This window comes from Pseudomonas sp. CVAP#3 (genome assembly GCF_018986375.1).
In the GTDB taxonomy this organism is placed as follows: Bacteria; Pseudomonadota; Gammaproteobacteria; order Pseudomonadales; family Pseudomonadaceae; genus Aquipseudomonas; species Aquipseudomonas helvetica.
Map to the genome: position 1 here is coordinate 265,376 of NZ_JAHMSC010000004.1, position 24,695 is coordinate 290,070.

General features: G+C 54.9%; 16 protein-coding genes. 2 read left to right on the forward strand and 14 right to left on the reverse strand.

What is annotated here, in order from left to right:
* Window position 1 precedes the first annotated feature (1 nt).
* The 9 genes from KRR23_RS09620 to KRR23_RS09660 all read right to left on the reverse strand — a co-directional run bounded on the left by KRR23_RS09620 (window position 2) and on the right by KRR23_RS09660 (window position 9,455).
* Complete coding sequence (locus KRR23_RS09620) at window positions 2-1,045, reverse strand: homoserine dehydrogenase (protein ID WP_216742317.1); 1,044 nt, start codon at window positions 1,043-1,045, stop codon at window positions 2-4.
* A gap of 176 nt (window positions 1,046-1,221) precedes the next feature.
* Window positions 1,222-1,659, reverse strand: a complete 438-nt coding sequence (locus tag KRR23_RS09625) for an Lrp/AsnC family transcriptional regulator (protein WP_103318034.1) — start codon at window positions 1,657-1,659, stop codon at window positions 1,222-1,224.
* Window positions 1,660-1,680: 21 nt separating this feature from the next.
* On the reverse strand, window positions 1,681-3,060 hold the full coding sequence (gene thrC, locus KRR23_RS09630; protein ID WP_216742318.1) for a threonine synthase: 1,380 nt from the start codon (window positions 3,058-3,060) through the stop codon (window positions 1,681-1,683).
* 16 nt (window positions 3,061-3,076) lie between these two features.
* Window positions 3,077-3,967, reverse strand: a complete 891-nt coding sequence (locus KRR23_RS09635) for a LysR substrate-binding domain-containing protein (protein ID WP_216742319.1) — start codon at window positions 3,965-3,967, stop codon at window positions 3,077-3,079.
* 60 nt (window positions 3,968-4,027) lie between these two features.
* Window positions 4,028-5,458: an amino acid permease gene (locus KRR23_RS09640; RefSeq protein ID WP_216742320.1), complete on the reverse strand. Its 1,431-nt coding sequence runs from the start codon at window positions 5,456-5,458 to the stop codon at window positions 4,028-4,030.
* A 151-nt stretch (window positions 5,459-5,609) separates the two neighbouring features.
* Window positions 5,610-6,887 (reverse strand): cystathionine gamma-synthase family protein, encoded by a 1,278-nt coding sequence (locus KRR23_RS09645; protein ID WP_216742321.1) that lies wholly within the window; start codon window positions 6,885-6,887, stop codon window positions 5,610-5,612.
* 388 nt (window positions 6,888-7,275) lie between these two features.
* Window positions 7,276-7,689, reverse strand: a complete 414-nt coding sequence (locus tag KRR23_RS09650; protein WP_216742464.1) for a DoxX family protein — start codon at window positions 7,687-7,689, stop codon at window positions 7,276-7,278.
* 83 nt (window positions 7,690-7,772) lie between these two features.
* Window positions 7,773-8,426 carry a hydrolase gene (locus KRR23_RS09655; RefSeq protein ID WP_216742322.1) on the reverse strand — a complete coding sequence of 218 codons (654 nt, stop codon included), beginning with the start codon at window positions 8,424-8,426 and terminating at the stop codon, window positions 7,773-7,775.
* 132 nt (window positions 8,427-8,558) lie between these two features.
* Complete coding sequence (locus tag KRR23_RS09660) at window positions 8,559-9,455, reverse strand: LysR family transcriptional regulator (RefSeq protein ID WP_216742323.1); 897 nt, start codon at window positions 9,453-9,455, stop codon at window positions 8,559-8,561.
* A gap of 160 nt (window positions 9,456-9,615) precedes the next feature.
* On the opposite strand from KRR23_RS09660, the gene KRR23_RS09665 reads away from it, so the two are divergent.
* Both KRR23_RS09665 and KRR23_RS09670 read left to right on the forward strand, forming a co-directional pair.
* Complete coding sequence (locus KRR23_RS09665; protein WP_216742324.1) at window positions 9,616-10,632, forward strand: alpha/beta hydrolase; 1,017 nt, start codon at window positions 9,616-9,618, stop codon at window positions 10,630-10,632.
* 147 nt (window positions 10,633-10,779) lie between these two features.
* Window positions 10,780-12,207: a mechanosensitive ion channel family protein gene (locus KRR23_RS09670; RefSeq protein WP_216742325.1), complete on the forward strand. Its 1,428-nt coding sequence runs from the start codon at window positions 10,780-10,782 to the stop codon at window positions 12,205-12,207.
* A gap of 234 nt (window positions 12,208-12,441) precedes the next feature.
* Here the strand turns inward: KRR23_RS09670 and KRR23_RS09675 are convergent, their stop codons facing one another.
* From KRR23_RS09675 to KRR23_RS09695, 5 genes are all read right to left on the reverse strand, one after another.
* A complete protein-coding gene (locus tag KRR23_RS09675) occupies window positions 12,442-13,794 on the reverse strand; it encodes an OprD family outer membrane porin (protein WP_216742326.1) in 1,353 nt (450 codons plus the stop codon).
* 992 nt (window positions 13,795-14,786) lie between these two features.
* Window positions 14,787-15,239, reverse strand: coding sequence for a very short patch repair endonuclease (locus KRR23_RS09680; RefSeq protein WP_216742327.1), 453 nt, complete (start codon window positions 15,237-15,239; stop codon window positions 14,787-14,789).
* Between the two features lie 215 nt (window positions 15,240-15,454).
* Window positions 15,455-20,884 (reverse strand): ATP-binding protein, encoded by a 5,430-nt coding sequence (locus KRR23_RS09685; protein WP_216742328.1) that lies wholly within the window; start codon window positions 20,882-20,884, stop codon window positions 15,455-15,457.
* A 1-nt stretch (window position 20,885) separates the two neighbouring features.
* A complete protein-coding gene (locus tag KRR23_RS09690; RefSeq protein WP_216742329.1) occupies window positions 20,886-22,427 on the reverse strand; it encodes a hypothetical protein in 1,542 nt (513 codons plus the stop codon).
* Window positions 22,428-22,431: 4 nt separating this feature from the next.
* On the reverse strand, window positions 22,432-24,546 hold the full coding sequence (locus KRR23_RS09695; protein ID WP_216742330.1) for a hypothetical protein: 2,115 nt from the start codon (window positions 24,544-24,546) through the stop codon (window positions 22,432-22,434).
* Window positions 24,547-24,695: the final 149 nt, after the last annotated feature.

Below are 24,695 nucleotides of genomic sequence, written 5' to 3' on the forward strand. Positions count from 1 at the left end.
CCTAGTTGTGTGCAACGGACTGATGGATATTGATGATGTCCGAGAGCAGCGCGAACGCAGTTTCCGTGCGCCCGGCACCCGGCCCCGAGACCGTCACCGTGCCGAGCAAACCGGTAGTGAATGACACCGCGTTAGTTGCACCGCAGATACCGGCCAGCGGGTGATCGTTGCTCAGCAGCCGGGGTTCGACATGGGCACTGACCGAACCATCGGCATGCCGTGTGGCGGCGCCGATGAGCTTCCAGCGTGCACCGTCCTGCCGGGCTCTTTCGATATCACTGAGGTTGAGGCCGCAAATACCCTTGCAACTGACATCGCTGACGTTCAGTTTGGCGTCCAGCAGTTCATTGGCCAGGATCACTACTTTGAGGCGTACATCATGCCCCTCGACATCCGCAGTCGGGTCGGCTTCGGCGTAGCCCAGTTCCTGAGCCTTGCTGACCGCCTCGGCGAACCCCAGCCCGTCTTCCATGCTGCTCAACACAAAGTTGGAGGTGCCATTGAGAATCCCCTCGAAGCCGAGTATTGAGCTGCCCGCCAACGACTGCTTGGCCAGGCGGATCACCGGCGTGCCGCTCATCACCGAGCCTTCGTATTCAAAGGCGACGTTATTGCGTCGAGCGAGGTCCTTGAGCTCCGCAGCGTGCAAGGCAATCGGCCCCTTGTTGGTGGTGACCACATGCTTGCTGCCTTCCAGCGCCCAGCGACAGAACGAGGTGGCCGGCTCACCGTCGACCGGACTGGTGAAAGTCGCTTCGACAACGATGTCCGCACCGGAGTGTTTGATCACAGCTTCATTGAAGGCTTCGGCATCCCCTCCCGGCAACTGCGCCAGAGCACCCTTGACCTTAGGCAAGTTAGCCAGCTGACCGGCATCCAGTCCTTCGCGACCAATCACGCAGCCGAGGAACAGGTCGGTGACACCGACAATTTTCAGGGTAAACCCCAATTCTTTTTTCCAGCTTTCGTTACGCTCGGCAATCAGTTGAGCCAATGCCCGGTTGACACCACCGAAGCCGACCAGCGCCAGTTTGTATTCAGTCATTTTTTATTGCCCTTGATCCGAATGATGGGTTGCTGGGCACTAGATTAGGCGGGCGACCAAGGCAGTGAAATATGGCTATTTGCTCTATTTTATGGGCGTTTTGACCAGTGGCTGGGCAAAGCGTCAGGCATAAAAAAAAGCCAACATGCGTTGGCTTTTATATCGGGGCAAAGCAGCTAGACAACAGACGAAAGCACGAATGAGGTTACGGTGTTTTCCACCCCAGGCAACGCGGATATTTCATTCCAGACTTTATGCACTCGCTCCGGGCTCGCGGCACCGACCCGCAGCATCAGATCGAACTCGCCGCTCATGACATCGCACTGGATAACTTCCGGAATCTGCCGCAAGGCCTGCAGCACTTCCGCGCCACGCATACGATCGTAGCGATAGACGAAAATCACCGCATTGATATTCGAAGAAGTCTGCCGTCCCTCCCCCGTACGCACCGTGTAGCCTTGTATCGCCCCGTCGCGCTCGAGCCGTTCGATGCGCTGGCGTACGGCATTGCGCGACAGGTTGACCCTGGCCGCCAACTCGGCGTGGGCGACCCGGGCATTGAGCCGCAGTTCGGCGATGATGCGCTCATCGAGAGGATCCAGAATTCGCTTCACTTAGCCTCCTTTACAGCGTCTTCACAGAGCGCCGAGCAGTTGATGGATGATCTCGAGGTCATCGGGCTGAATCCGGTAAACCTGCGACGGCCCTTGCCCCGGCACCGGGCTACGCCGAGCCGGCGCGGTGATCCCCAGTTCGCCGAGCAGTAGCGCGGATTTGGCCGGTGAGATCTCGCCCAGGGTGACCATGGGCGCCACAAGACTTCGGCGGTACAACCGGGCCGCAAGGACACCAGTGGCGGCATGAGGGTCAATGACATAACCGGTATCGCTATACAGCGAGGTGATTTCCTTCAGGGTCTGCTCATCACTGACCGAGTAGGAGTCGATAATCATCCGCGCCTGTAGCCAGAACTCGTTGGCGATGCTCATCTCGCCGCTGGATTCGAACTCGACCATCAATGCGCTCACCGCCTGATAGTCGTGTCCATAGAGCTCCCAGAGAAAGCGCTCGAGGTTGGAAAAGATCGACAAGTCCATGGCCGGAGACAAGGTCTTGTTGGCCCGCAACCGGGAGTAGTGGTTCTTCAGGAACAACTGATGCAGCGCGTCGTTTTGATTGGTTGCAACAATCATCTGGGTAATAGGCAGGCCCATCTTTTGCGCAATATAGCCGGCGTAGACTTCAGCGAAACTCGCTGCCGGCACACTGAAGCCGATGGGGCGCTGCCCACCCCCCAGTTGCAGCACGGCATGGAAATAAAACACTAGCTGCGCCAGCACGCCGACCCAGTTGTTCGAGTTGAAACTGATGGCCTCGTATTGCGCGCACGGCCATTGCCGGAACAATCGGGTGACGATGGTCTGGCACTCGTCGAAGCTGCCATTTACCGCGAATCTGTGGACCCTTGGATGAGCCACCGCCTGCAAATCCTGTAACTGCTGCTCCGGCATGCCGGACTCCGGATAGATCACCACTACCATCGTATCGTCGCAGTGCTTGAACGCCTCGATGGCGGCCAGCCCGGTATCGCCGTTGGTGGCCCCCAGGACGATTCCGCGGCGCTGGCGTTTGCGCAGAAAGTACTGCACCAGTCGCGCCTGTAACTGGGCGGCAAAGTCTTTCGAGGAACAGGTCGGCCCATGGAACAGTTCCAGCACCCATTCATTGCGGTCGACCTGGTGCAAGGGCGCGACGGAGCGATGGCTAAAGGTACTGTAGGCCTCCTTCAGCAGGCGTTTGAAATCCTCCTCGGGGATGGCATCGCCGACAAAAGGACTGATGACCCGATAGGCCAGTTCGTCATAGGGCAAGGTCGACCAATTGGCGATTTCCTGTGGCTCGAATAGCGGCAGGCCAACAGGCACGAACAGCCCACCGTCGTCGGCAACGCCGGATAACACAACCTTCTCGAAATCAGCCTGTACGGCCGAACTTCGTGTACTCACATAGCGCATGGTTGACTCCGGCCATTCATTTATAACGATGTGCCTGCTCGACCAGCCAGGTGGAAAACATCACCGCATCAGGGTGCTGATCGGCCTCGGCCCCCCGCACCAGGTAAAACGACTCGCTGGCCTCGATACGTTGCGCGAAGGGCTCGACCAGACGCCCGTCCTCAAGCATTTCGTCGACCATGGACGAGCGGGCCAGGGCAATGCCCTGCCCTAGCTCGGCCATGCGCAACGTGGAAATCAGGGTATCGAACTGCATACCGGTGGACGAGTCGACGGCGTGCGCACCGACCATATTCAACCAGTAACCCCAACCTTCTTCGTAACCCAGGACATGCAGCAGTGGATGGTGCAACACATCCTCTGGCACCTTCAGCGGCGAGCGGGCCATCAGAGCCGGCGAGCAAACCGGGAACAAGGTGTCCCAGGTCAGGCGCTGAGACACCAGCCCTGGCCATTGACCATGGCCCCAGCGAATCTCCATATCGTCCTCGCCATCGAGTTCCTTGACCCAGATGTTGCTGATGTAACGGATGTCGACATGCGGATGGGCCTGGCGAAAGTCCACCAGCTTGGGCGCCAGCCAGTGCACGAAAAACGACAGGCTGCCGCGTACCTTGATGGGCCGGCGCTTGTGCTGACCAAAAATCTCGTTGGTCCCCACCGCCAACCGGGTAATCGCATCCTGTACCACCGGCAGATAGGCTTGGCCTTCCTCGGTCAAACCCAGACCACGAGGCAAGCGCTTGAACAGTGCCACCCCAAGGTGGCTTTCCAATTGGCGGATCTGTTGGCTGATTGCCCCTTGAGTCAAAAACAGCTCTTCGGCGGCGTGGGTGAAGTTCAGACAGCGAGCGGACACCTCAAATGCTCGCAGCCAGTTCAATGGGGGTAACGTCTTTTGCTTCATGGCCTGGACCTCATTGACGCCCCCCGCACCGAGCACGTTTGCCCACCTCGTCGACAATGTCTAGAACGCATCGGACGGTTGTGCCAAGGGAGCAAGCGACAAGCGGCGCTCGCGGCTTTTGCGGGTAATGTAATACACGAAGTAGCACCAGGCGATGAACGGCACACCGAAGTACAGGGCCACCCGCTGCTCAGGGTCGAAGGCGATCCCGACACAGGCCAGGCTGCAGCTGGCCAGCGCCCCCAGTGGCACCCATGGGTAACCCCGCACGCGGAACTTCAAGTCATGGATATCACCGCCATTGGCCACATAGTGTCGACGGAAGGCGATCTGGCTCGCAGCAATGCTCATCCATACCACCACCACTGCCAACCCGGAAATCGACACCAACGCCAGGTAGATAGTGTCGGCGGCAAACACACTACTGAGCAACGACGCCGCGCCACCGACCATGCTCAACACGATGGCATTCAACGGAGTGCCCATGCGGGTCAGGACCGAGAATTGCTTGGGCAGGTGACCCTGGTCGCTCAAGGTCCAAAGCATCCGCGAGGCGGCGTAAAGTCCGGAGTTGGCGGCGGACAGCAAGGCGCTGATGATCACGAAGTTCATGATGTCGGCGGAGTACGGAATACCGATGTAGGTGAACACCGTGACGAACGGACTCTCCACCAGCCCGGCCTGTTCCCGGGGAAGCAAGGTCGCCAGGACGAAGATGGTACCGACAAAGAAGATCGCCAGGCGCAGCACCGTGGTGCGAATGGCTCGCGGCACGTTGCGTTGCGGGTCCTTGGTTTCGCCGGCAGCGATACCGATCAGCTCGGTGCCAGAGAAGGCAAATGACACAGCGAGCAAGGTCATGGCAATCGACATGAACCCAGTGGGAAACAAGCCCTCACGGGTGAAGTTGCCCAGGCCAATACTGTGAGCCTGATCGATATGCAACAGGCCGAGAATCGCCCCGCCGCCGATCAGCAGGAACACTACCACCGTCACCACCTTGACCAGAGACAACCAAAACTCAGTCTCGGCGAACAAGCGCACCGAAATCACATTGGTCAGAAACACCACTCCAGCGAACAGCGCACTCCAGATCCATACCGGAGTCTGTGGGAACCAGCGCGCCATAAGGATACCGGCGGCAGTGAATTCCGAGCCAATAGCCACGGTCCAGGTCAACCAGTAAAGCCAGGCCACCGTGTAACCGGTCCCCGGGCCGAGAAAGCGTGTGGCGTAGGTGCTGAACGAGCCGGTTTCCGGCATCTGCACTGCCAGCTCGCCCAGGCACATCATGACCATGTAGACCATGAGCGCGCCGATGATATAAGCGATAACCGCCCCCAAGGGGCCGGCCTGGTTGACGGTGTATCCAGACGTGAGGAATAGCCCGGTACCAATGACACCGCCCAATGCCAACATGACAATATGGCGGGTCTGCATTTCCTGTTTAAAACCGGCACGCGCGTTGAGTTGTTGTTCTTTTATGAACATGATTGCTCTCATGAAAGTTATTAGGGCATGCATTCACTTCTGCGATGATTTACTGGGCAGAATAAAAACAGGTTGCCACTAAGTTTTATTATTATTCCTCTTCATGAAGTCCTCATAGACTGCCTTGTCGTGAGGTATTAACTTTGAAACTTTAGTTTGGTACCTCGGTGCAAGATTCATTGATTGAGGGTTGTGTTTTTACCTGTACCTGTTCATGCCGTGAGCGCCTGACATAGGCGAATGCCTGCTTCAGATCGTCGAGCAAATCGTCGGTGTCTTCGATGCCGACCGAGACCCGCACCAGCCCTTCGGAAATACCCAAGGCCAAACGCTCCTCCAGTGTGTTCTCCACATGACTGGTGGTCCTGGCCGGGCCGTAGATGGTTTCCACCGCGCCCAGATTCCCCGCGCAATGGGCAAAGCGCAGGCGTGGTAACAGTACTTTGACCGTGTCCATGCCACCGACCAGGACAAAACTGACGATGGCGCCGAACCCCCGCATTTGCGCGCACGCCACAGCGTGGTTCGGATGACCGGGCAAGCCGGGATAGTTCACCGATTCCACAAGGGGCTCGTTGCTCAGGAACTCTGCCAGGGCACGGGCACTGTGTTGTTGCTGACGCATCCGCAGTGCCAGGGTTTTCATGCCCCGGATGATCAAATAGGCCGAGAAGGGATCAAGCGCCGCACCGTTGATTTCCCGGTAATGACGAACCTTGGCCATCAAGGATTCAACGCCGCACACCAGACCGCCAAGCACATCGCCATGGCCGCTGAGGAACTTGGTCGCGCTGTGGATGACCACATCTACGCCCAATGCCAGGGGATTCTGATTCAACGGAGTGGCGAAGGTATTGTCCGCCACCACCACGGCACCGACGCGCTTGGCCGCACTCACCAGACGTTGGATATCGAGTATTTTCAGGGTCGGGTTGGTCGGAGTTTCCAGGTAGAGCACCTGGCAGCCTTTGGCGACTTCACGCTCGATCTCGTCATGATCGAAGGTTTCGCACAAGGTCACGTCCACCCCCATGCGTGGCAGGAACTCTTCGAAAATCTTGTTGGTGCCGCCGTAGCTGTCCTTGGTGGAAATTACCCGATTGCCGTGGGCAAGGAAGGTATAAAGCACGCTGCTGATGGCCGCCATGCCGCTGCTGAAGGCCACCGCGGACTCGGCCTTTTCCAACTCGCGGATCTTCGCTTCGAGGGTCTCGACCGTCGGGTTGCTCATGCGGCTGTAGATAAATCCCGGAGCCTTGCCCAAAGCCACGTCGTACCAGACGTCAATGTCGTCGTAACCGTAGGCGGCACTGACCACGATAGGTGTTTGCGTGGCGTTATAGGGGTGCCTGACTTGCTCCCCGCCCCAGACCGCTCGGGTTCCCGTTCCGGCGTTATCAAGCCCTGCGCTGTCAGGTTTATTGTTCATTGAGACTACTCGCACTGAAGGGTGGCGACTGTTGAGTCATTCGCCGGGTCTGGTCGCCAATATAGTCAAAAGGATTGCACCCGAGAAACGATGTAATCAGTGCCAAAGGGCCGCTTTTATTAATGGCTGTTGATGTGCGAGAAAATCGAAATAGCTAGCGCTTGTACCGTACACCTCTCATTTTCCAGAGACTTATCCAAACCTCCAATTCATATACCAGTTGAAGGCTACGTCTTAACGTTCAGTCGAAAGGAAACTATATTTTCTGGTTCTTCACGGAATACCAGGAAACACAGAAACCAGAACGCCGATTTGATTGATGATGTTCGTGCGAGCAAACACATCTAACAAACCGGCGTTCTGATACCCAATATTAATACTTTCCTCCCTACAGTTTGCTCAGGAGCGGCCAGCGATGCGACAGACTCGTACCCACTGCCAATCTTCCAGACCCGCCGACAAGAATCGTCGAGAAGATGATCAGCAGCAGCCAGGCGAACTGGCCCTCGGCCAGGCTCCACTCGGGATGAACCCGGACAACCGATACAACCAGTAAAAATAGAACAGGCAGTGTCGCAAGGCGCGTCAGCAGTCCCACTGCGATGAATATCGGACAAAACACTTCCGCGAAAATTGCCAGCGACAAGGTCAACCGGGCCCCCATGCCAAACGGGTCTTCGATCAACGCCAGTTCGTGCTCAAAATCGAAAAGCTTAGGCAATCCGTGCACCAGCAACAGCATCAGTACACCGGTGATGCGTAGCCAACACAGCGCCACATCCGGTGCAGTCGTCGTATTCATATCAGATGTGGACATGTTCCATTGCCTCCCAACGCTCACCTGAGTGCGCCTCTTCCCCCATCAAGGAAGAGGCGCAATACAGATCAGTGACCTTCCGATGCGTTAAACATGGTTTTGGCATAAATCAAACCAAGACCATACGCGCCGCCGTGAGCGATAGAGGTTTTCACCGTCTCGTTATAGGTGTCGCTGCGAGCCCAGTCACGCTGCAGTTCCAGGAGGTACTGGAGGGAGGTCATCGGACGCGCACCGGCTTGAATCATGCGCTCGATAGCGCGCTCGTGAGCCTCATCCGAAACGTCACCGCACGCATCGCAAATGATGTAGACCTCGAAGCCTTGTTCAAGCGCCGAGATCGCAGGGCCGACAATGCAGACCGAAGTCCAGAGACCGGCAAGAACGATTCGGTCGCGACCAATCTTGTTCACGGCGACGGCTATGCGCTCGTCTTCCCAGGTATTCATGCTGGTCCGGTCAATCAGTTCCTGACCGGCGAAGACGGAGGTAATTTCTTCAAACATCGGGCCCGAAAAGCTTTTTTCAGCGACGGTGGTAAGAATGGAAGGAACGCCAAACTCCTTCGCTGCCTTGGAGATCAGTGCGGCGTTATTACGAAGTGTGACAGCGTCGATGGATTTGGTCGCAAATGACATCTGCGACTGAAAGTCGATCAGGATCAGAGCGTGGTTGCTTGGATCAATCAGACCTTTACCTGGTACTGCTTTTGCGGTTGCCATAACACTTCTCCGGATACGTTTGAGAGGCGCCATTTTCGGCTTCGTCGCAGCAGAGCGATTGTATGGATGTGCGAATCTGGAAAAGTCTGTGCTGAGAAAACTCTTTCGCCAAGCATCTGGAGGCTGCTGTATTTAAAGCCCGCCCTCGGTCCGATCCAGCCGTTCACGCAAGAATTCAATCAGTGCCTGCACCGGTCGCGAGCCCTGACGATGCTGCGGATAAACTGCCGATAACGTCAACGGCGCAGGGCAGAAGTTGTCCAGCACCGGCACCAGCCGCCCGTCCTTCAAGGCCGAACCGACAATGAAGGTCGGCAAATAAGTAATGCCCATGCCGGCGATGGCCGCGTCCTTGAGCAATTCTCCGTTGTTGACCCGCATCCTTCCGGTGACGTTCACGGTCAGTGGTTTGCCCTGCCCTTCGAACCGCCATTGCACCTGGCGACCGTGGCCGTAAGGCAGGCAGTCATGGCTGTGCAAATCTTCGGGGTGAACCGGCGTACCGCGCTCGGCCAGGTAGGCCGGGCTCGCGCAGTACACCCGTTGGATGGCGGCGAGGCGTCGGGCGATCAGCGTCGAGTCTTCCAGCACGCCGATACGCAATGCCAGGTCGTAACCTTCGCCGAGCAAGTCCACAGGCCGGTCGCTCAAATCCACTTCCACCGTGACGTCGCGATAGCGCTGCAAAAACACCGGCAGCAGGCACCCCAAGTGCGCCACCGCGAACGACAGCGGCGCGCTCAAGCGAATGGTGCCGCGTGGCTCGCTGGTCTGCCCGGCGATGCCCTGCTCCACGTGTTCGACTTCGCTCAGTAGACGTAGCGCCGATTCGTAATAGCTCTGCCCCAGTGGAGTGACGTCCAGCCGCCGGGTCGAGCGGTTGAGCAGGCGCACACCGAGGCGCTCCTCCAATTGCATCAGCCGGCGGCTGACGAACTGCTTGGACAGGCCCAACTGATCGGCCGCCGCCGTGAAGCTGCCGGAGTCCATGACCTGGCAAAAAATACGCATGTCTTCGAACGGGTTCATTGTCACTCCCTGGTTGACAGTTAAACGCTTTATAGCCGCTTTTTCACTTTCAGGCACCTCATTAATCTGTGCTCACGGTGTTGCTGAGACCTGAACCCCAGCGTCACAGCAGCCCGATCCCAAGGCATAAAAACTCGAACGTTTGAAAAAGGAATTGACCATGAGCCTCAAGAAAACCCTCACCGCTTCCCTCCTCGCCCTGTCCATCGGCAACGCTTTCGCCACCGGCAGCCCCGGAGTCGAACACAACACCCAGGCCTTCCTCGACGCCCTCGCCGCCGGCGGCGGCAAGCCGCTGGAACAACTGAGCCCGAAAGACGCCCGCGCGGTGCTGACCGGTGCCCAGGCCTCGGTGAAAGTCGATCTGTCCGGTGTTGATGTCAGCAACAAGGCGATCAAGGTCGACGGCCAGACGATCAACCTGAAAGTGGTGCGTCCGGCCAAGGTCAAGGGCGAGTTGCCGGTGTTCATGTTCTTCCACGGTGGCGGTTGGGTACTGGGCGACTTCCCGACCCACCAACGCTTGATTCGTGATCTGGTGGTGGGCTCCGGGGCAGTTGCCGTGTATGTCGATTACACCCCGTCGCCGGAAGCGCACTACCCGACCGCGATCAACCAGGCCTACGCCGCCACTAAATGGGTGGCCGAACATGGCAAGGACATCGGTGTCGACGGCAAGCGTCTGGCGGTGGCCGGCAACAGCGTCGGCGGCAACATGGCGGCGGTGGTGGCGTTGATGGCCAAGGAACAGAACACCCCGGCCCTGCGTTTCCAGTTGCTGATGTGGCCGGTGACCAACGCCGGGTTCGATAACGGCTCGTACCAGCAGTTTGCCGAAGGCCACTTCCTGACCAAAGGCATGATGCAGTGGTTCTGGGACAACTACACCACCAGCCCGGCCGAACGCGCGCAGATCCATGCCTCGCCACTGAATGCCAGCGCCGAACAGCTCAAGGGCCTGCCCGCCGCGCTGGTGCAGACCGCCGAATTCGACGTGCTGCGTGACGAAGGTGAAGGCTACGCTCGCCACCTCGATGCGGCCGGCGTGCCGGTGACCGCGGTGCGCTACAACGGGATGATTCATGACTTCGGCCTGCTCAATCCGCTGAGCCAGATACCTGAAGTGAAGGCCGCAGTGCGACAAGCGGCGTCTGAGCTCAAGGCCCATCTGAACTGAGTCCACATTGTGGCGAGGGAGCTTGCTCCCGCCGGGCTGCGCAGCGGCCCCAAAATCCTCAAGACACCGACGATTTTGTGAGTGCTGCGCACTCAAGCGGGAGCAAGCTCCCTCGCCACAAATGTCATCCAGACTTTGGAGTTCCTCATGTCCTTTCTCCTCACCCACCTACTGTCCTGCAGCGCCCTGCTTCTAGTGCTCGACACTCTGCTCTGGCACCTCGCCCCGTTCAAGCACCGCGCCTCGCGGGTCGGCGTGCGTCTGGCGTTGTTCCTGGCGTTCAGTGCGCTGGTCATCAACGCCGGCGTCAGCCCGTTGCAGGCGCCGTTGTTCGCCGATGACCCTGTTGCGCAACTGGGCGCCACGGCACTGGGGATTCTCTGGTGGCTGTACGCCGCGCGGGTGCTGACCGAAGTGATCGGTCTGGCCCTGATGCGCCGCATCGGTCACAGCGGTCGGTTGTTGCAGGACGTGATTGGTGCGCTGGTGTTCCTGGCCGCCATTGTCGCTGCCGCCGGGTATGTGCTGGAGCTGCCGGTCAAAGGCTTGCTCGCGACCTCCGGGGTGGTCGCCATTGTGGTCGGTCTGGCGTTGCAGAGTACGTTGAGCGACGTGTTCTCCGGCATCGTGCTCAACACCACCAAGCCCTATCAGGTGGACGATTTCGTGATGATCGACGGCGTCGAAGGCAAAATGCTCGATATCGACTGGCGCGCCACCCATCTGCTGACCAGCGATGGCACCCTGGCCGTGGTGCCGAACTCGGTGGCGGCCAAGGCCAAGATCGTCAACCTCAGCCGCCCGACCAACCTGCACGGCGTGTCGATCAGCATCATGGTGCCGAACCACGTCCGTCCGCGCCGGGTGCTCGATGCCCTCGACCGTACTCTGCAAGGCAGCAGCAGTCTGTTGCTCGATCCGGCGCCGAAAGCGCTGCTCAAAGAGGCCGGTGAAGAAATGTCCGAATACGTGGCCAGTGGTTTCATCGCCGAACTGGGCAAGAAAGGCGACGTGCGCAATCAACTGTTCGACCTCGCCCATCGGCACCTTGAAGCGGCGGGCATCTCGCGGCATCCGGACGGTGTGATCGAACCCTCGAGCCGCGCCCGTGCGTTGCTCGATGAAGTGAAAATTTTCCGCTCGCTTAGCCATGAGGAACGTGACCGCCTCGCCGAATCGATGGTGCCGCAGCAGTACACCGCCGGCCAGGTGGTGCTGGATCTGGACGAAGTGCCGGACAGCCTGTTTGTGATTGCCACCGGTGTCGTCAGCGCCAGCGTGTCCGACGGTAATGGCCTGGCCGAGGCAGGTCGCATGGGGCCGAGCGAAGTCATGGGCGAACAGAGCATCCTTGCCGATACACCGTCCCAGGCGACGTTCACCGCGCTGACGTCCTCCATCATCTACCGTCTCGACAAGAACCTGACCCGCCAGTGCATGGAGCAGCGCAGCGAAGTGGGCCAAGCGTTGAACAAGCTGCAAGCGGTACGGCAACAGAACAGTCGGTTGGCGTTGATGGCCAAGCCTGTGCCGGTCAGGAAAGGTGGATTTCTGGGATGGTTGCAAAAACGTTGAGCAGAAAAATGCCCGCACATCGGCGCAATGCTGTTCACTTAAGCCGATGTTTCAGGCACAACCGCAGTTGTGGCGAGGGAGCTTGCTCCCGCTGGGGCGCGAAGCGGCCCTGAATTGGGCCTGCTACGCAGTCCAGCGGGAGCAAGCTCCCTCGCCACAGATACTTCTCAGGCCTCCAGACTTCCTTAAGTGAACAGCATTACGCATTTGCGGGCTTTTTTGCACTATCAATGCTTACCAAAGCGGTACGACATAACTCACGTAGAGCCGGTTTTCATCCTGCTTGGTCTGGCCCGTCAGGCTCGGGTTGGCCTGGGCGTTTTTCCAGGTCACGCCCAGTCCCTTCAACTTACCATCAGGCACCTGATAGCTCAGCGCCAAGTCGCGCTCCCATTCGCTGTCGCCGCCTTTAGTTACTTTGATCTTATCGCCGTGCGCGTAGGTGGCCATAAAGCCAAGGCCTTTGATGCCCAGTTGACCGAAGTCGTATTTGTACTGAGCCATCCAGGTTTCTTCGCCAGCATGCTGGAATTTGTTCAGTTGCAGGTTGGTCAGTGCCGGTGTATCAGCGCCGGCGCCAGGACCTTGTCGGGCATCGCCACTGTTAAGCCCGGAGTCCAGGTAAGGGAAGTCACTGTCACCGGTGTTTTTCTGGGCCCCCAAGCCAATGGTGTGGCCCGCCAGGCTGTAGCTTTCCATCAGGCTGATCGTGGACTGGTTAATACGCCCCTTGGTCAAGCCGTCACCGTAAGAACCCGCGGTGGCAAAGTCGCTGTCGCCATTCGCGTTGCCGCCTACGCCCAAGCTGCGGTAGGCGCGGAAATCACTGAGGAGGCTACCGACCGGCAGCGCGCTGGTGTGCTTGGCGCCGATGAAGGCTTGTTGGTAGTAGTCCTGAAGATTGGAGTACCACAGGCTTAAGGTGGTGTCGGCCAGGCCCGTATAGTCAGCACCGCCATAGAGGAAGCGGTCGCTGAGTTTCGCACCGCCGCCAGTGGTCATGTCACTGTCGTTGCTTTCATTGCGAATTTTCGTCCGGACGATGTCGCCACCCGTGAAGGTGAAGTCGGACAGGTCTTTCGACACCAGTTGCACGCCGGTGTTGGTCTGGTGGTACAGACGCCCATCGGTGTTGGCCAGCATCGGGTTATTTTGGTTGAGCATACCAACGCGCAACTCATCCTTGAGGAAGCGCATCTTGAAGGTCGGGCTCAAGACACTAAAGTCACTGGCGGATTTCCCATCATCCAGCGGGAACATGCTGCCGGGATAACGACTCTGGTGATCCTTGTTATTCAGGTCACCACCAGAGTCGAGCTTGAGGCCATAGAACGCCTCAAGATCGAGGCCGAAACCCACAGCACCTTCGGTATAACCAGAGCGGAAATTGAACTGGAAACCCTGTCCCCAGTCGCGATAACTCTTGGCCTTGGCGGTGCTGCCCACCACGTCACGGCCTTGTTGATTGAGGTAGCGGTTGAGCAGGGTCAAGTCGGCATGGCTGTCGTCGATGAAGTCCGCATGGGCAGGCAACATCGCGCCTCCCAGCAAAGCGCCAACGAGGGATACGGCTAGTTTCTTGATCATCATGGATCTCGTTCACAGGGTAATTCACCCTGCCGACGGACTTGTTCATCCAAGGCAATCCTTTACCCATGCATCGGCAGTTTTGCAGCGCTGATGCCAAGCATTTGAATCGCTGCAATATTTTGAAACGCATTAGGGGCTTCGAATATGACAGTTCGGTTACGCGACCTTTAGATGTTCGTTGCATTGACCTGCATAAAAAAAAGGCGCTGAAGAAGAAAACGAAGTGTGTCCCCGATGGAGTTCAGCTAAGACGTAGCCAAGGAAACAGGTTCGGACAGCGCCGCGAATGACGCCGGTGGAGTTGCGGGAATCGATCATTTCTTTTGCTGACTGGGTCTGGCATCGCGAAGAGCGTGGCGTAACCAATTTCAAATGCAGTGATTTATGAGTCGAGGCGTAGCTTTACTTGCTCGCATTCGGGTCGCGGAGGATATCGAGGGGTGAGGTGGGAGCTGGCTGGCTGGCGAGCTGAAAGTCGTACCAGGTTGAGTATCGCGAGGTTGAGTTGCTGGCACGAAATGGAAAACAACGTAATGCCGCGTTCCAGACTGGTTTTCAGCAAAGAGCGCTTGCGCCACAAGCTAGAAACCCCAAACCCCAAACCCCAAACCCCAGACGCAACAAAGCCCGCACTAGGCGGGCTTTGTTGATGCTTCGTTTGGTGGGCCGGGGTAATCTGAACTAGGAATTTAAATTATTGATTTGTTTGGTTTTTATCTCTTTATTCTTTTTCTTGGAATACCATTTGGAATACAAGTCCGTCCCCGATGCCCTGAGGCGTGATCGGACGGTCTGATGGGATTTCGCCTGATCCGAGGGGGCCATGCAGATATGCTTTAAACATCCGAAAGGCGTGACGTACGCACAGCCGAACCACTTCATTCCGCTCTCGCCATGCTGTGCTGACTAGTTACATTCTGGCAGGTTAGGTCGGTTTTTTGATTAAAAACACATTTCAAGAAATTCACCCTGCGATGAAGCGTTTCGTCTTACCCTCCTGACTGATCTAAAAATTCCTCCTTTCTCTCCCGTATTGACTCAGCTAAGCGTTCACCAGTTGACCGCGCCTTTTTGGCCGACCCAAGCTGGCATTCCCAGGCGACGAATACTCTCCAGCCGGCCGTCTTGAGGAGCCCTATCACCCGGTTATCTCGAGCGACGTTTTTCTCAAACTTTTCAACCCAAAATGCTGTATTGCTTTTCGGTGTTGTAGCGATATTGCAGTTGACATGCCTGTGCCAAAAACAACCGTGAACGAAAACCACGGCCTTGTATCTGGGGAACACAAGGTCGGGCTTGCCGGGTAAGCCAGCCCCATCTAATCGGTAGCGGAAGCCGAGGCTATGCAACACTTTACGCAGTGCTATTTCTGGGCGAGTGTTACTTCCCTTGATTCGCGCCATCCTTTCTGACCGTTCCTTAGGTGAGAGGAAGTCAGTCATATCCGACCTCCACGTCGAGAGCTCCTGCTCCGGACTTTCATTGCTGTTCTCAACCGACTCACAGAAAGGTAGGCCATGAATTACCCCCTTTTAAATATCGAAAGATATATAAAGCTTGCACGTCTCAAAAAAACAACTCAGAGGCGAGCGACTTATGGCGTGGACGGGGGTCTTAAAATTCGACAGGTCCGTTCACGCCCTCTATCGCTGAGCAGTCAGTCGAGTTGATAGAAGGGAACCTCCTCGATGAATTCTCCGCTCCAATCAAGTGTTTTACAGAGCGAGTTAAATTTTTCCAGGCCTGATATACGATTTACCATGCTATCAGAGGCAGCCGGTAGGCCGATTTTATCCAGATCTCTAGCCGTTAAGCCTGGTACCTGATGGATAAACCAACTCCCAATGGGCTCGAGATAATCTGTGCGCGTTGTTTTAAAATGGCTAAAATATTGTGAAGCAAGGATTACACCTACTCCGAATGCACGGCCCTGCACCAAGAGCTTTGTTAGAACTTCAAATTCGTAAGGCATAATGTTGTGTGCCTCGTCAACCAACAAATAAGAGTCGATGAAGCGAGTTTGTGGATCTTTACCCAGAAAAGGCTTTTTCTTCACCCGTAACATGTAGTCCGAGTAGAGATTAAGGAAAATCACAACTACCATTTTCTTCAGCTTCTCGTCGCTGAGATCTTTCAAGTCGATAGCCACAACTCCCTCGAAAAACTCGTCGAAGCTAACAATTTTGGTTGGGTCATCTTCGAAGATCTCATAATCCACCATATCGCTGATGATCCCTGAAACAGAATCTGGCTTGCCATCGACTACGGCTTCGTAGTGCTTGAAGACGTCGTAAATAGTAGGATCACGTCCCTCGTCATCCTTCACCTGCTGGTAAGCCCTTTTGATAGCTTCTTTGAGGTTCTTATCTTGGACTGGGGCGTTCACTGAAAAAATCTTGCGCAATATGTCCCGAAAGAAGCCAATTTTATCCAGCATGGTTCTATTGGAACTATCTCCATAAGTTGCGAATAGATTTAGTGGTATCTTGTACGGGGATACGACTTTTACCTTCGCCTTGTTTATGAATTGGCAATTGTCTTCTTTGTCGCTGAAGTCCCGCTTATAGTCCAATATCAAGATTTTGGGAGCCACTCCTCGATTTTTCTCTGGCTGCTTAACCATTTGATATACCAGTGACTTGAGAAGCTGGGTTTTCCCAGTCCCTAAGTCGCCAACTACTCCAATGTTAATATTGTTAAGCTCAGTATTGCCTGGGTAAAAAAAGACATCCTTACTTCCGATTAGATCCTTAGTCCAGCCAATTTTGAAGTTGAGGCCAACGGCGTCCTCCGAAATTATCATTTCGGGCTCATCATCTAGGACTGGTTCGCCTATCTGGACAGGAAGCTCGGTATGCTGGGGTGAACTTTGGCTAGGGCGAGAGGGTGCCTCCATTGACCCATCAAGCTCTACTTTATTCCCAAGTGCTGGGACTTCCGAGTCAGTAACCGTTTGTTTACTGACACTGCTGGCTGCGAGCAAGTCCCAGCTTCCTACCAGATTTACCATGTCAGCAACCACTTGAGGCTGATTCCCAGCCAACAGCGCTCCGGCTACTTCGTAGCCGAGTACAGCCGTGTTCTTTAGATCGCTTTTTCCCGTTGTCAATATTCTGCTCTTGGGCGTGTTCTCAACGGATATCAGGCGCCCTTCAGGGTCGAGCTCAACTTCCAGCTTACTAGACATTAATCTCGCGATGGTTTGCTGGTGATATTGAACCCAGTGAGGAGTAGCTCGAGCAACTTCGGTTTCACCGTAAACGCGGAAGCCATAATCTAGCCAACTGGCTATTAAGTCACGGTAAGCAATTCCCCAGAGGGCAGAGCTTTTCCCGCGTGCGTTCAACTTGTCGAGAAATCCAGCGAACGACTTTGCTTGGGTTAAAGCTTCATCGCGTTGTCTTTCTGTCATCTCGGTGGAGCGGGCTTTCACCTCGATTGGCGTAATCTTGAGGGCGTTAGGCTCGAGGAATTCCCCCCCGGTATCGATACCGAAGGCAATACTTAAAACCAGCAAATCGGGCCTTTCTCTGCTCTCGGCACCTAGGGCTTTGCGTAGCTCGTCGAAACGTGGTTGGAATACGTCCGCTGGGATCACGAGATTCACCATGCGGTTACCAATCGCGGGAATTAGCCCCTGACCCTCGCTACCTCGTTGGAAGTCAGACTGAAGCAGACGCGCTGCTACCAATATTCCTACTTCACCCAGGCTAGCGGAGCCTCCGCTTGTCAGTCGTTTCAGAGTCGGGATCCCCCGCCGGGATACCTCGTCAAGCAGTGAGGAGATTTGTGCGTCGCTGACGTCTTTTGTGCTGGGGAGCTGCCTCAGCACATTTCTCACTGCCGTTACCATTGTGGGTGACTGCTTTGCCACCAAATAGAATCCACTCGATTGCCCCGCACCAGGAGCATAACGGGGCAATTCGAAATCCCAGAGGTAGGCGTCCTTGCCGGGACTGTGGAAGCAAGTAGCATCTACCGCGGATGATGAAATTGCGCTATAGCGTGTATCCCTCAATGAGTTGTTCAAAGTTTGCAAATTAGGGGCGAAGCTGAGGCTGTCAAATTGGGCGTCGTTGACACATGCTGATTCGAGTAACTCTAGAGCCCTAGACAAGTTATCCTGCAATACCTCGCCGCTTGATTCTCTAACAAACTGCCCAGCTCTAGACAACGACAAGTATTGTCTATGGGCTGCGGCGTTTTTCTTGATGCTAACGCGTGACATGCACGTGGGATCAACCGGGGAAAGCACACCGTCTTTCCGGAACTCTTGATCCATTGTCTGGAGGTGGTCAACGATGGAAAGATCCCGCTCAGCATGATCTCCCTTGCTATTGGTAAACCATCTAATTTTGGTGCCTGAGCGCTCTGTTAAGGAAGCAAGCACAGCTGGCTTAGGCTGCTCCTCTTGAGGTCTCTTATCTATTATCTGAAGCGTTAAGCCAACGGCAGGAGACCACTCGTCTGCATCCGGTCCAAGGTTCTCCAGGCACCACTCATCTATGCCGTCGTTGCAGGAACTGTACCCAGATGAGTCGCTGTGCAAGGAGATCCTGAGAGTGGATTTGGCGGGGTAGAGATGGCGAATTTCGTCTAAGGAGCGTCTTACTTGCTGCCGATTGAAACCATTGACCATTCCCTCGATTTTCAACCCCAGATCATTACCAAATACCCCTTCGTGATTACCTTTGCTCACCTCGGCTATAAGATCCGCCCGCCACAGAACTGACCAGTAATCCGAGGAACTCTTAACGGCGACGAACCCTGCTGGGTTAAACCGGCCGTCCATATCTCTGCACTTCAGAGCCAGACAGTCCGGAAAGCTGTATGGCTCGATGATGCCCGCAACCGGGCACGGCAATCCTACATTGATCGAATCCTGCATGAGTTGCTGGGCGTTGCATTGCCAAGCTAGCCGAACTGGATGAAAGGGTGACAGTAGCACCGCAAGAGGTTTGGAATCTAAAAAGTGGCTTTGTTGCTGAGCCCTATGGACTGTGATCAGATCAGCCCAGGCTGCTAGGGAGTTGGGTATCGCTAGCCAGTCCGCGTACTCACAGATGTAGCGCTCGATGATGCTGCGCTTGTCCTTATCCAGCATGAGCTGGCCAAGGCTGAGTGCTTCAATGGTGCACCCTTTAACGTCACAAAGGCTCTTTAGGAGCTCTCGTGCCTGCTTCCGTGCTTGCAGATAACTATTAGGGGGAGCTAGTTCGTCGGTTCTTGGGCGGGGGTCTAAGGACAGATTTAGGTTGGACATGCGTGGCTGCAAGGTCCAGTTTGGCTGATGCCAACTTTCCTTGAATCCGGGGCCAATAACCAATGGTAAGTATGACTCCTCGCTCTCTAAAATCCATTGCTCGAGAAGAGTTAACATGGATTGCTCAACATCCGTCTTGGCCACGTTGTCGGAGCGGGTACAATTGTTAGTGACCAGCTTGTCGAATTCGCTAGATGCTCCCTTGGCCGTAAACTCGTTGGCACTAACATTGAGAATATATGTGACCGCCCTGTCCAGCTCGGGTAGGTCTATCTCGAAAATTATCTGGCAGTCTTCGCTGACCTCAATAACGGCTAAAGCTTGGCAAGCTTGTACCTCTGAGCTTGTCAGCGGCCAAACCACTTCGCTTGCGTTTACTCCTTCGCCAAACTGACCGCGAATCGTGAGGGGCAAACTGACGGTATTACGATAAAAAAACTCAATAGTTTGAGTGCCTGTGCCGTTGGTCACCAAATCACATTCGTACTGATCAGTAGCCCTTGCTCCACGGCCCACTCTTTTCTTTTTGAAAGGAGACAGCTTCTGAGCTGACCTGCAGTTCAGTACAACTGTAGGAAGATAGGAATCCAATGATATCAGTTTAAATGTGGCAGGTTTTTCGAGCTTGTTACAGGTGAACTCATAGCGAATGTATTGCTCATGATCGCAAAGTAACGAATCGTCGTTCCATTGAGTTTCAATATCATTGATGGTGATAGTAGCAATCAGCTCGAGGGTCTTCCGACCTGAAGCCCGGTACACGGTGAGTTCTTCGCCGACCAATTCTTCGTCGGCCGAAAGTAGGAACTGGGGGGAGGTTTTCACCACTGCCAACTGGCTAGACAACGTAGGGCGGAATAGCTCATTTGCACAGCTAACGTTCAACGTACCCAGATTTCTACTTTCTTCCCGATTGAGCAGCTCGATCCAGATAGATTGCGATAGTACATGCCACCATGATGCCCGTTGAGTTGTCCGGGCCTTCGCATAGTTCCCGAGCGGACGGGTCACGAATCTTTGAGGCGTCCGGTACAGCATCACGAAGTCCTGGCTCAACAGCTTCAGTGCTTCAGAAACCTCTTCCGAGCTCGCATCCCCTTGTAACAAATGGATGCCCGCGGTGAAGCCATGAGCCTGCATGTAATTGGCAATCTCATGATTTATAGTCGGATCAGGAAGTTCGTCGTCATCAAGTCTGGGTACTCCAAGGGCATGACATAAGTCGCGGCCTGTCTCTCCGTTCCCCCCGAGATCGTACAAGGCCCGGAGTAGCTCCCAAGGCTCCTGCATGTCGCCAGCTTGGGCTGACTCGATGAAGGCCTCTTCAAGAGCTCTCCAGACTAGATCCTTCACGAGAACAGGGACATTTACGAACCTGCTCAATACTGCCCCGAAGACATCCTGTACAAACGGTTCTTCTTTCCATGTGGAGAAAGCTACGTGATTTACCCGATTCAAGCCAAGCTTGTTTGCTGTGGTATCTGTAGACAGCAGCGGAGGAGTGTTGATAGTAGAAAGTGCTAAGTACGAGCCATATGAAGTCCTTATCGCAACGACGTGGTTACTCGAACACCGGGTAGTATTCTGGTGCGAAGGGTCTTCAACCCCTTCCTGAACACGCAATACGGGCACCAGCTTCACGTTGCCATCATACTCAAGCCCCAAACGAGGGCCCATGGCATCAAACCTGTCGTAGATTTCATCGAGGATGCCAGCTGGGGGCGCAGAAAATGTGACCCTCAGGTTATTGTCTTCCGAAGAGATAAAGTGCCCGGCTTCTTTTCGGATCTTTAATACCAGATAGCCAATAAAATCACCGACCACGTTAGTTTCCTTCTTTGCCGGCTTTCGCCAGTGGGCTCGCGATGACCATGCCGCCCTCGGCGTCAGGGCTGTCGATTGCGATAGACATTTCTCTAAGTTTCTTGTTCAAGCTCTCACCTTGCCCTAAGGCCATTTCAGCGCTGATCCCGTAGCCGGCTAACTGCTCGCACAAATTCTGAACGGTGCAGGGGCCTGTTACGCGGCTGGCTGCGCAGTGGACCATCAACAGCGTCGAAAGGGGGCCTAGGCCAACAACCCAGGGCGAGCCCCTGTAGTGGCCGCGCTTCTCGATGTAGTACCCCTGGTCATATCCCTCGAGTCCAGCCTCGGCGGTCATGCGTTGGCGTGCAACGTGCTCTAAGAACTCCAATACGTTCTTCGAAGAGCCTTTTTTGCATTCTGCGACCTTGGGGTCGCTTTCTATCATTAGGTTAAAGTAAGAAAGATACTGGTCGAAATCAAATTTACTGCGATGTCGGACTAAGTAATCCAGAGTTGCGGCGATTTCAGCGGTTGACCCTAGGTGAACCTGTGACATGTCAAAGCCAGCGTGCTCCAACATGTGAAGTAACAGATTCAAGGCACCACGCCCTTCGATGTAATAACGTGCTGCTTCTTTTACCGGTTTTGCTGTGACCTGCCCAAGGCTCCAAAATCCTTTTCCAGTTGATAGCTTTGTAGCCACTTCATCTTCGGTACGGCACTTCCCTAAGCTCAACGCATCCTCGATTAATTCGCGGCATCTGTCATTTGCGTGGCAACACCAGGTAACGTGAGCAGCGGTTCCTATTCGGCATAAACTCTCCAGCATGCTGACCCATTGTCTACGAGTAAGGTCCTGTTTCAAATCGAGAACCACGTGGAGATCTTCGACAAAACGCTTGGCCGGGCAGTTAAGGTTTAACGGGCCGCGGAAGGTGCTTTCATCTTGCGGGAACGCGGTCGGCTTTTGCCAAGCTTGGCTTAGGCTCTCGACACGCCAAGACTCGAACTCAGATTGCAGCATTCTTGCCCAGATATCATCCTCTTCCGAAGTAACACTTAACTTGCTGAATAGTTTCTGCCAGATAGCCAGAGCTGCATCGTAATCACCGCAACCGATAGCTACCATTCGTGCCACAAGCTTGCCTGGGTTCCATGGGTGGCCTTTGAGTCGTGCCGACATGGAGTAAATTGTAGCGTCGGGCACAAGCGGGGCAATTTGGCTTCCTCTCTGGCGGGATTGTCCCGCTAGATTCGGCGTCGCGATTACTCGATTTACCACGTTGTTCCACAACTTGGTGTCGAACTCGACTTCGCTCTGCACATTACCCGGACGCTTGCCATTTTCCAGCTGTTTTTTGAAAGGGGTTCCAAGGTTCCAGACGGTTTCACTCACCGCGCTATTATTGAGGAATCCTACGTTCCGATACAAGGAAGCCAGGAGAATCTCGCCTGTCGTTACTTCGGGTGACGGAGTCAAGTGCAAGAAGCTGTCTTTGTAAGTTTTATGTAGGCTCGCCTGCTTCCAGGGGTCGTTCAAGTAATCTTTTAAAGTGTCCACGAATTTATCCCCTGAATCGGATAGTTTTGCCGACTTTTAACGTGTAGGTTTCCTGGCCTATGGTTAGATCCACGTTGCCGTCTACAAAGTTCTTGTCCCTCGCTATCTGGCCTGCTGTTACTGACTTTACTTCATCAAAGAGGGCAAATACTTCCTGTGGCAGGGAGGCGGGGTCTAACCCTTCCTCGAGTTCCACGAGAGCTTTGTATAATGCGAAAGTTACTGGCACGTACCGGTTGTGAACCTTGATGAAAGGAAAGCGGTTTGCCGGCCGAGATATATCTCCTTGAAACATTTCTATTGAGGTCTTTACGCTGCGAACTCTAAGCGAAACCTCCCTGTCCCAGTGTGCAACTGGCTGCCCAAAGGTAGTAGATAATGGGATTTTGAAAAAACGCCTGTCTTCGTTCACTAGTTGTTCGACAAGGTCTTCTAGGGCTTCATGATGTAAGTCGCTCTGATATAAGCCAGCATAATCTGCGAATAACGTTTGATCTTTAGGAATGCCGTATCTTAATCCGAGGCTCCGTTTTGCTAACCTTCCGGCGAATTGTCTCAAGGAGGATTGGAGCCGCCGCACTTGCCTTGATACCTTGGCGGTGTGGTGTTGGTCCATCAACGCTTCATCTGCGTCTGATAACTGTGCAAGCAATTTTCGTTCGCTCGGTGCCAGACGATTGCCTACCAGTTCCAGTCCGTCTTTTATGGATAGACTAAAATGCTCATCCACGTCGTTGACGGTAACTGTTTTTCCATCCTTCGCTTCGGTAAATATATTCTGTTCCCCGTATAAAAGCGCGGGGTCCAAGAATGTGGCGAAATCACCTGACAAAAGTTCACTGATGGCGGTGTGTTCTTTCTCGGCCAGAGTTTTGAGTGACCTAAAATGATACTTTGCTAAGTTGAAGGACTTTTCGTCAAGCTGGTCGGGTACCTTCGAGCCCGCGAACACTGCATTGTAAGCCTCAAGGTGTTTTCCCGAGGCTAGTTTGGGCCAGTTGGAAAAAAGTCGGTGGTGGTATAACCGAGAGGTCAATAAGTAGCGAGCTCTCGCTCCAGCCAAGGTGCCAGGACCCTTCGCCTCCAGTTGCAGCATCTTAGTTGTCCAGTCGCAGGGTGCGTAGGATTTACCGTCGATTGTTAAGGAACCAGGCTCCCCAATAAAAAGATGGGATACTAGGGAGTACAGGTCACGAAATGTCCATCGCTTGCCAGATGCGAGCTCGTAGTAGTAAAGAAATTGAATCAGGTTATCGCGAGCTTTTTTGCTCGCCAGCAAACTTCTGTTCTGACAAAACGGGCAGTCTGTCTTGTTGTCACACGCTGGTTTCCACTTCTCTTCGGCCAGAGCTTTTTCTAGCACTCGATGGGCGACGCTGCTGTTGGAGTCGCCGTTTTTAGGGGCTACCAAAGAGTCCACATCCATTGGCCACAAAGCAAGGGTGCTTTCTTGAAGAGGCCAGCAAGCTGGGGCATCGACTCCGCCACTTACGGCTGAGACGATTCTTGCGATAAATGAGGCCATCTCTGTGTCGCCGTTTCGGATGGCAAGTGCTGACGTGTTCGCGAGGATCCCGCGATTTACACAGCCGATGTAAATTCCGTTGTACTCTCCGTACCTAATTCCCCTCAGTTCTTCTAGTAGCAGCGACTCCGCTGTCTCGCCTGGCTGCGCTGGATCTTTTTCAGTGGCGTCTTGCACCAACCGGATCACCGAAGTCATCCCACTGCCGTCAGGTACGATACCGTTAAACCTAACCTCGGTTCGCCGAGGGGGAAGAGCCCCTGTTGGCGTCTCGTACTGAGCGGCGAACTTAGCCAGCAACAGTCCGCCAGCAAGGCTTAACCGGTCAAAAGTTTCGATGGCACCCTCAACGGCATCTGTTTTCCCGTTACCGGGGCCGCCGACTAGTAGTACAGCCGAAGGAGTCCCTGGCGTGCCTGCGATTACTGACTCAACCCAACTTGACAGTTTTTCCACTAGAGGAGTTGCTAATTGCTCTTTTACCGGCCTTCCGGAATCTTTCTGAAAGGGCTGCCTGACTCCTCCTTTTTTGGCACCAGACCAGTTGGTCAGTCCCTCCGGGTAAAGCAATTCATCTTGCTTTTCAAATTCCATGATAACCCTTGAATACGAATGCTTGAGCCGCTGCGACCCGTTGATAAGGCTGGCCGGTTAAAGTTGCACAGAGTTGAAGCAGGGAAACAAGCCTTCCTCTAGTGGTTGCTTTTACGGTTGGCGGCTGGGTACCTTGCTGCCCTGGCGAC

What these genes read in the sequence shown, in the direction of transcription:
- KRR23_RS09620 (WP_216742317.1), bottom strand. Translation starts at nt 1,045, where the DNA reads ATGACTGAATACAAACTGGCGCTGGTCGGCTTCGGTGGTGTCAACCGG.
- thrC (WP_216742318.1), bottom strand. Translation starts at nt 3,060, where the DNA reads ATGCGCTATGTGAGTACACGAAGTTCGGCCGTACAGGCTGATTTCGAG.
- KRR23_RS09635 (WP_216742319.1), bottom strand. Translation starts at nt 3,967, where the DNA reads ATGAAGCAAAAGACGTTACCCCCATTGAACTGGCTGCGAGCATTTGAG.
- KRR23_RS09640 (WP_216742320.1), bottom strand. Translation starts at nt 5,458, where the DNA reads ATGTTCATAAAAGAACAACAACTCAACGCGCGTGCCGGTTTTAAACAG.
- KRR23_RS09645 (WP_216742321.1), bottom strand. Translation starts at nt 6,887, where the DNA reads ATGAACAATAAACCTGACAGCGCAGGGCTTGATAACGCCGGAACGGGA.
- KRR23_RS09650 (WP_216742464.1), bottom strand. Translation starts at nt 7,689, where the DNA reads ATGAATACGACGACTGCACCGGATGTGGCGCTGTGTTGGCTACGCATC.
- KRR23_RS09655 (WP_216742322.1), bottom strand. Translation starts at nt 8,426, where the DNA reads ATGGCAACCGCAAAAGCAGTACCAGGTAAAGGTCTGATTGATCCAAGC.
- KRR23_RS09660 (WP_216742323.1), bottom strand. Translation starts at nt 9,455, where the DNA reads ATGAACCCGTTCGAAGACATGCGTATTTTTTGCCAGGTCATGGACTCC.
- KRR23_RS09665 (WP_216742324.1), top strand. Translation starts at nt 9,616, where the DNA reads ATGAGCCTCAAGAAAACCCTCACCGCTTCCCTCCTCGCCCTGTCCATC.
- KRR23_RS09670 (WP_216742325.1), top strand. Translation starts at nt 10,780, where the DNA reads ATGTCCTTTCTCCTCACCCACCTACTGTCCTGCAGCGCCCTGCTTCTA.
- KRR23_RS09675 (WP_216742326.1), bottom strand. Translation starts at nt 13,794, where the DNA reads ATGATCAAGAAACTAGCCGTATCCCTCGTTGGCGCTTTGCTGGGAGGC.
- KRR23_RS09680 (WP_216742327.1), bottom strand. Translation starts at nt 15,239, where the DNA reads ATGACTGACTTCCTCTCACCTAAGGAACGGTCAGAAAGGATGGCGCGA.
- KRR23_RS09695 (WP_216742330.1), bottom strand. Translation starts at nt 24,546, where the DNA reads ATGGAATTTGAAAAGCAAGATGAATTGCTTTACCCGGAGGGACTGACC.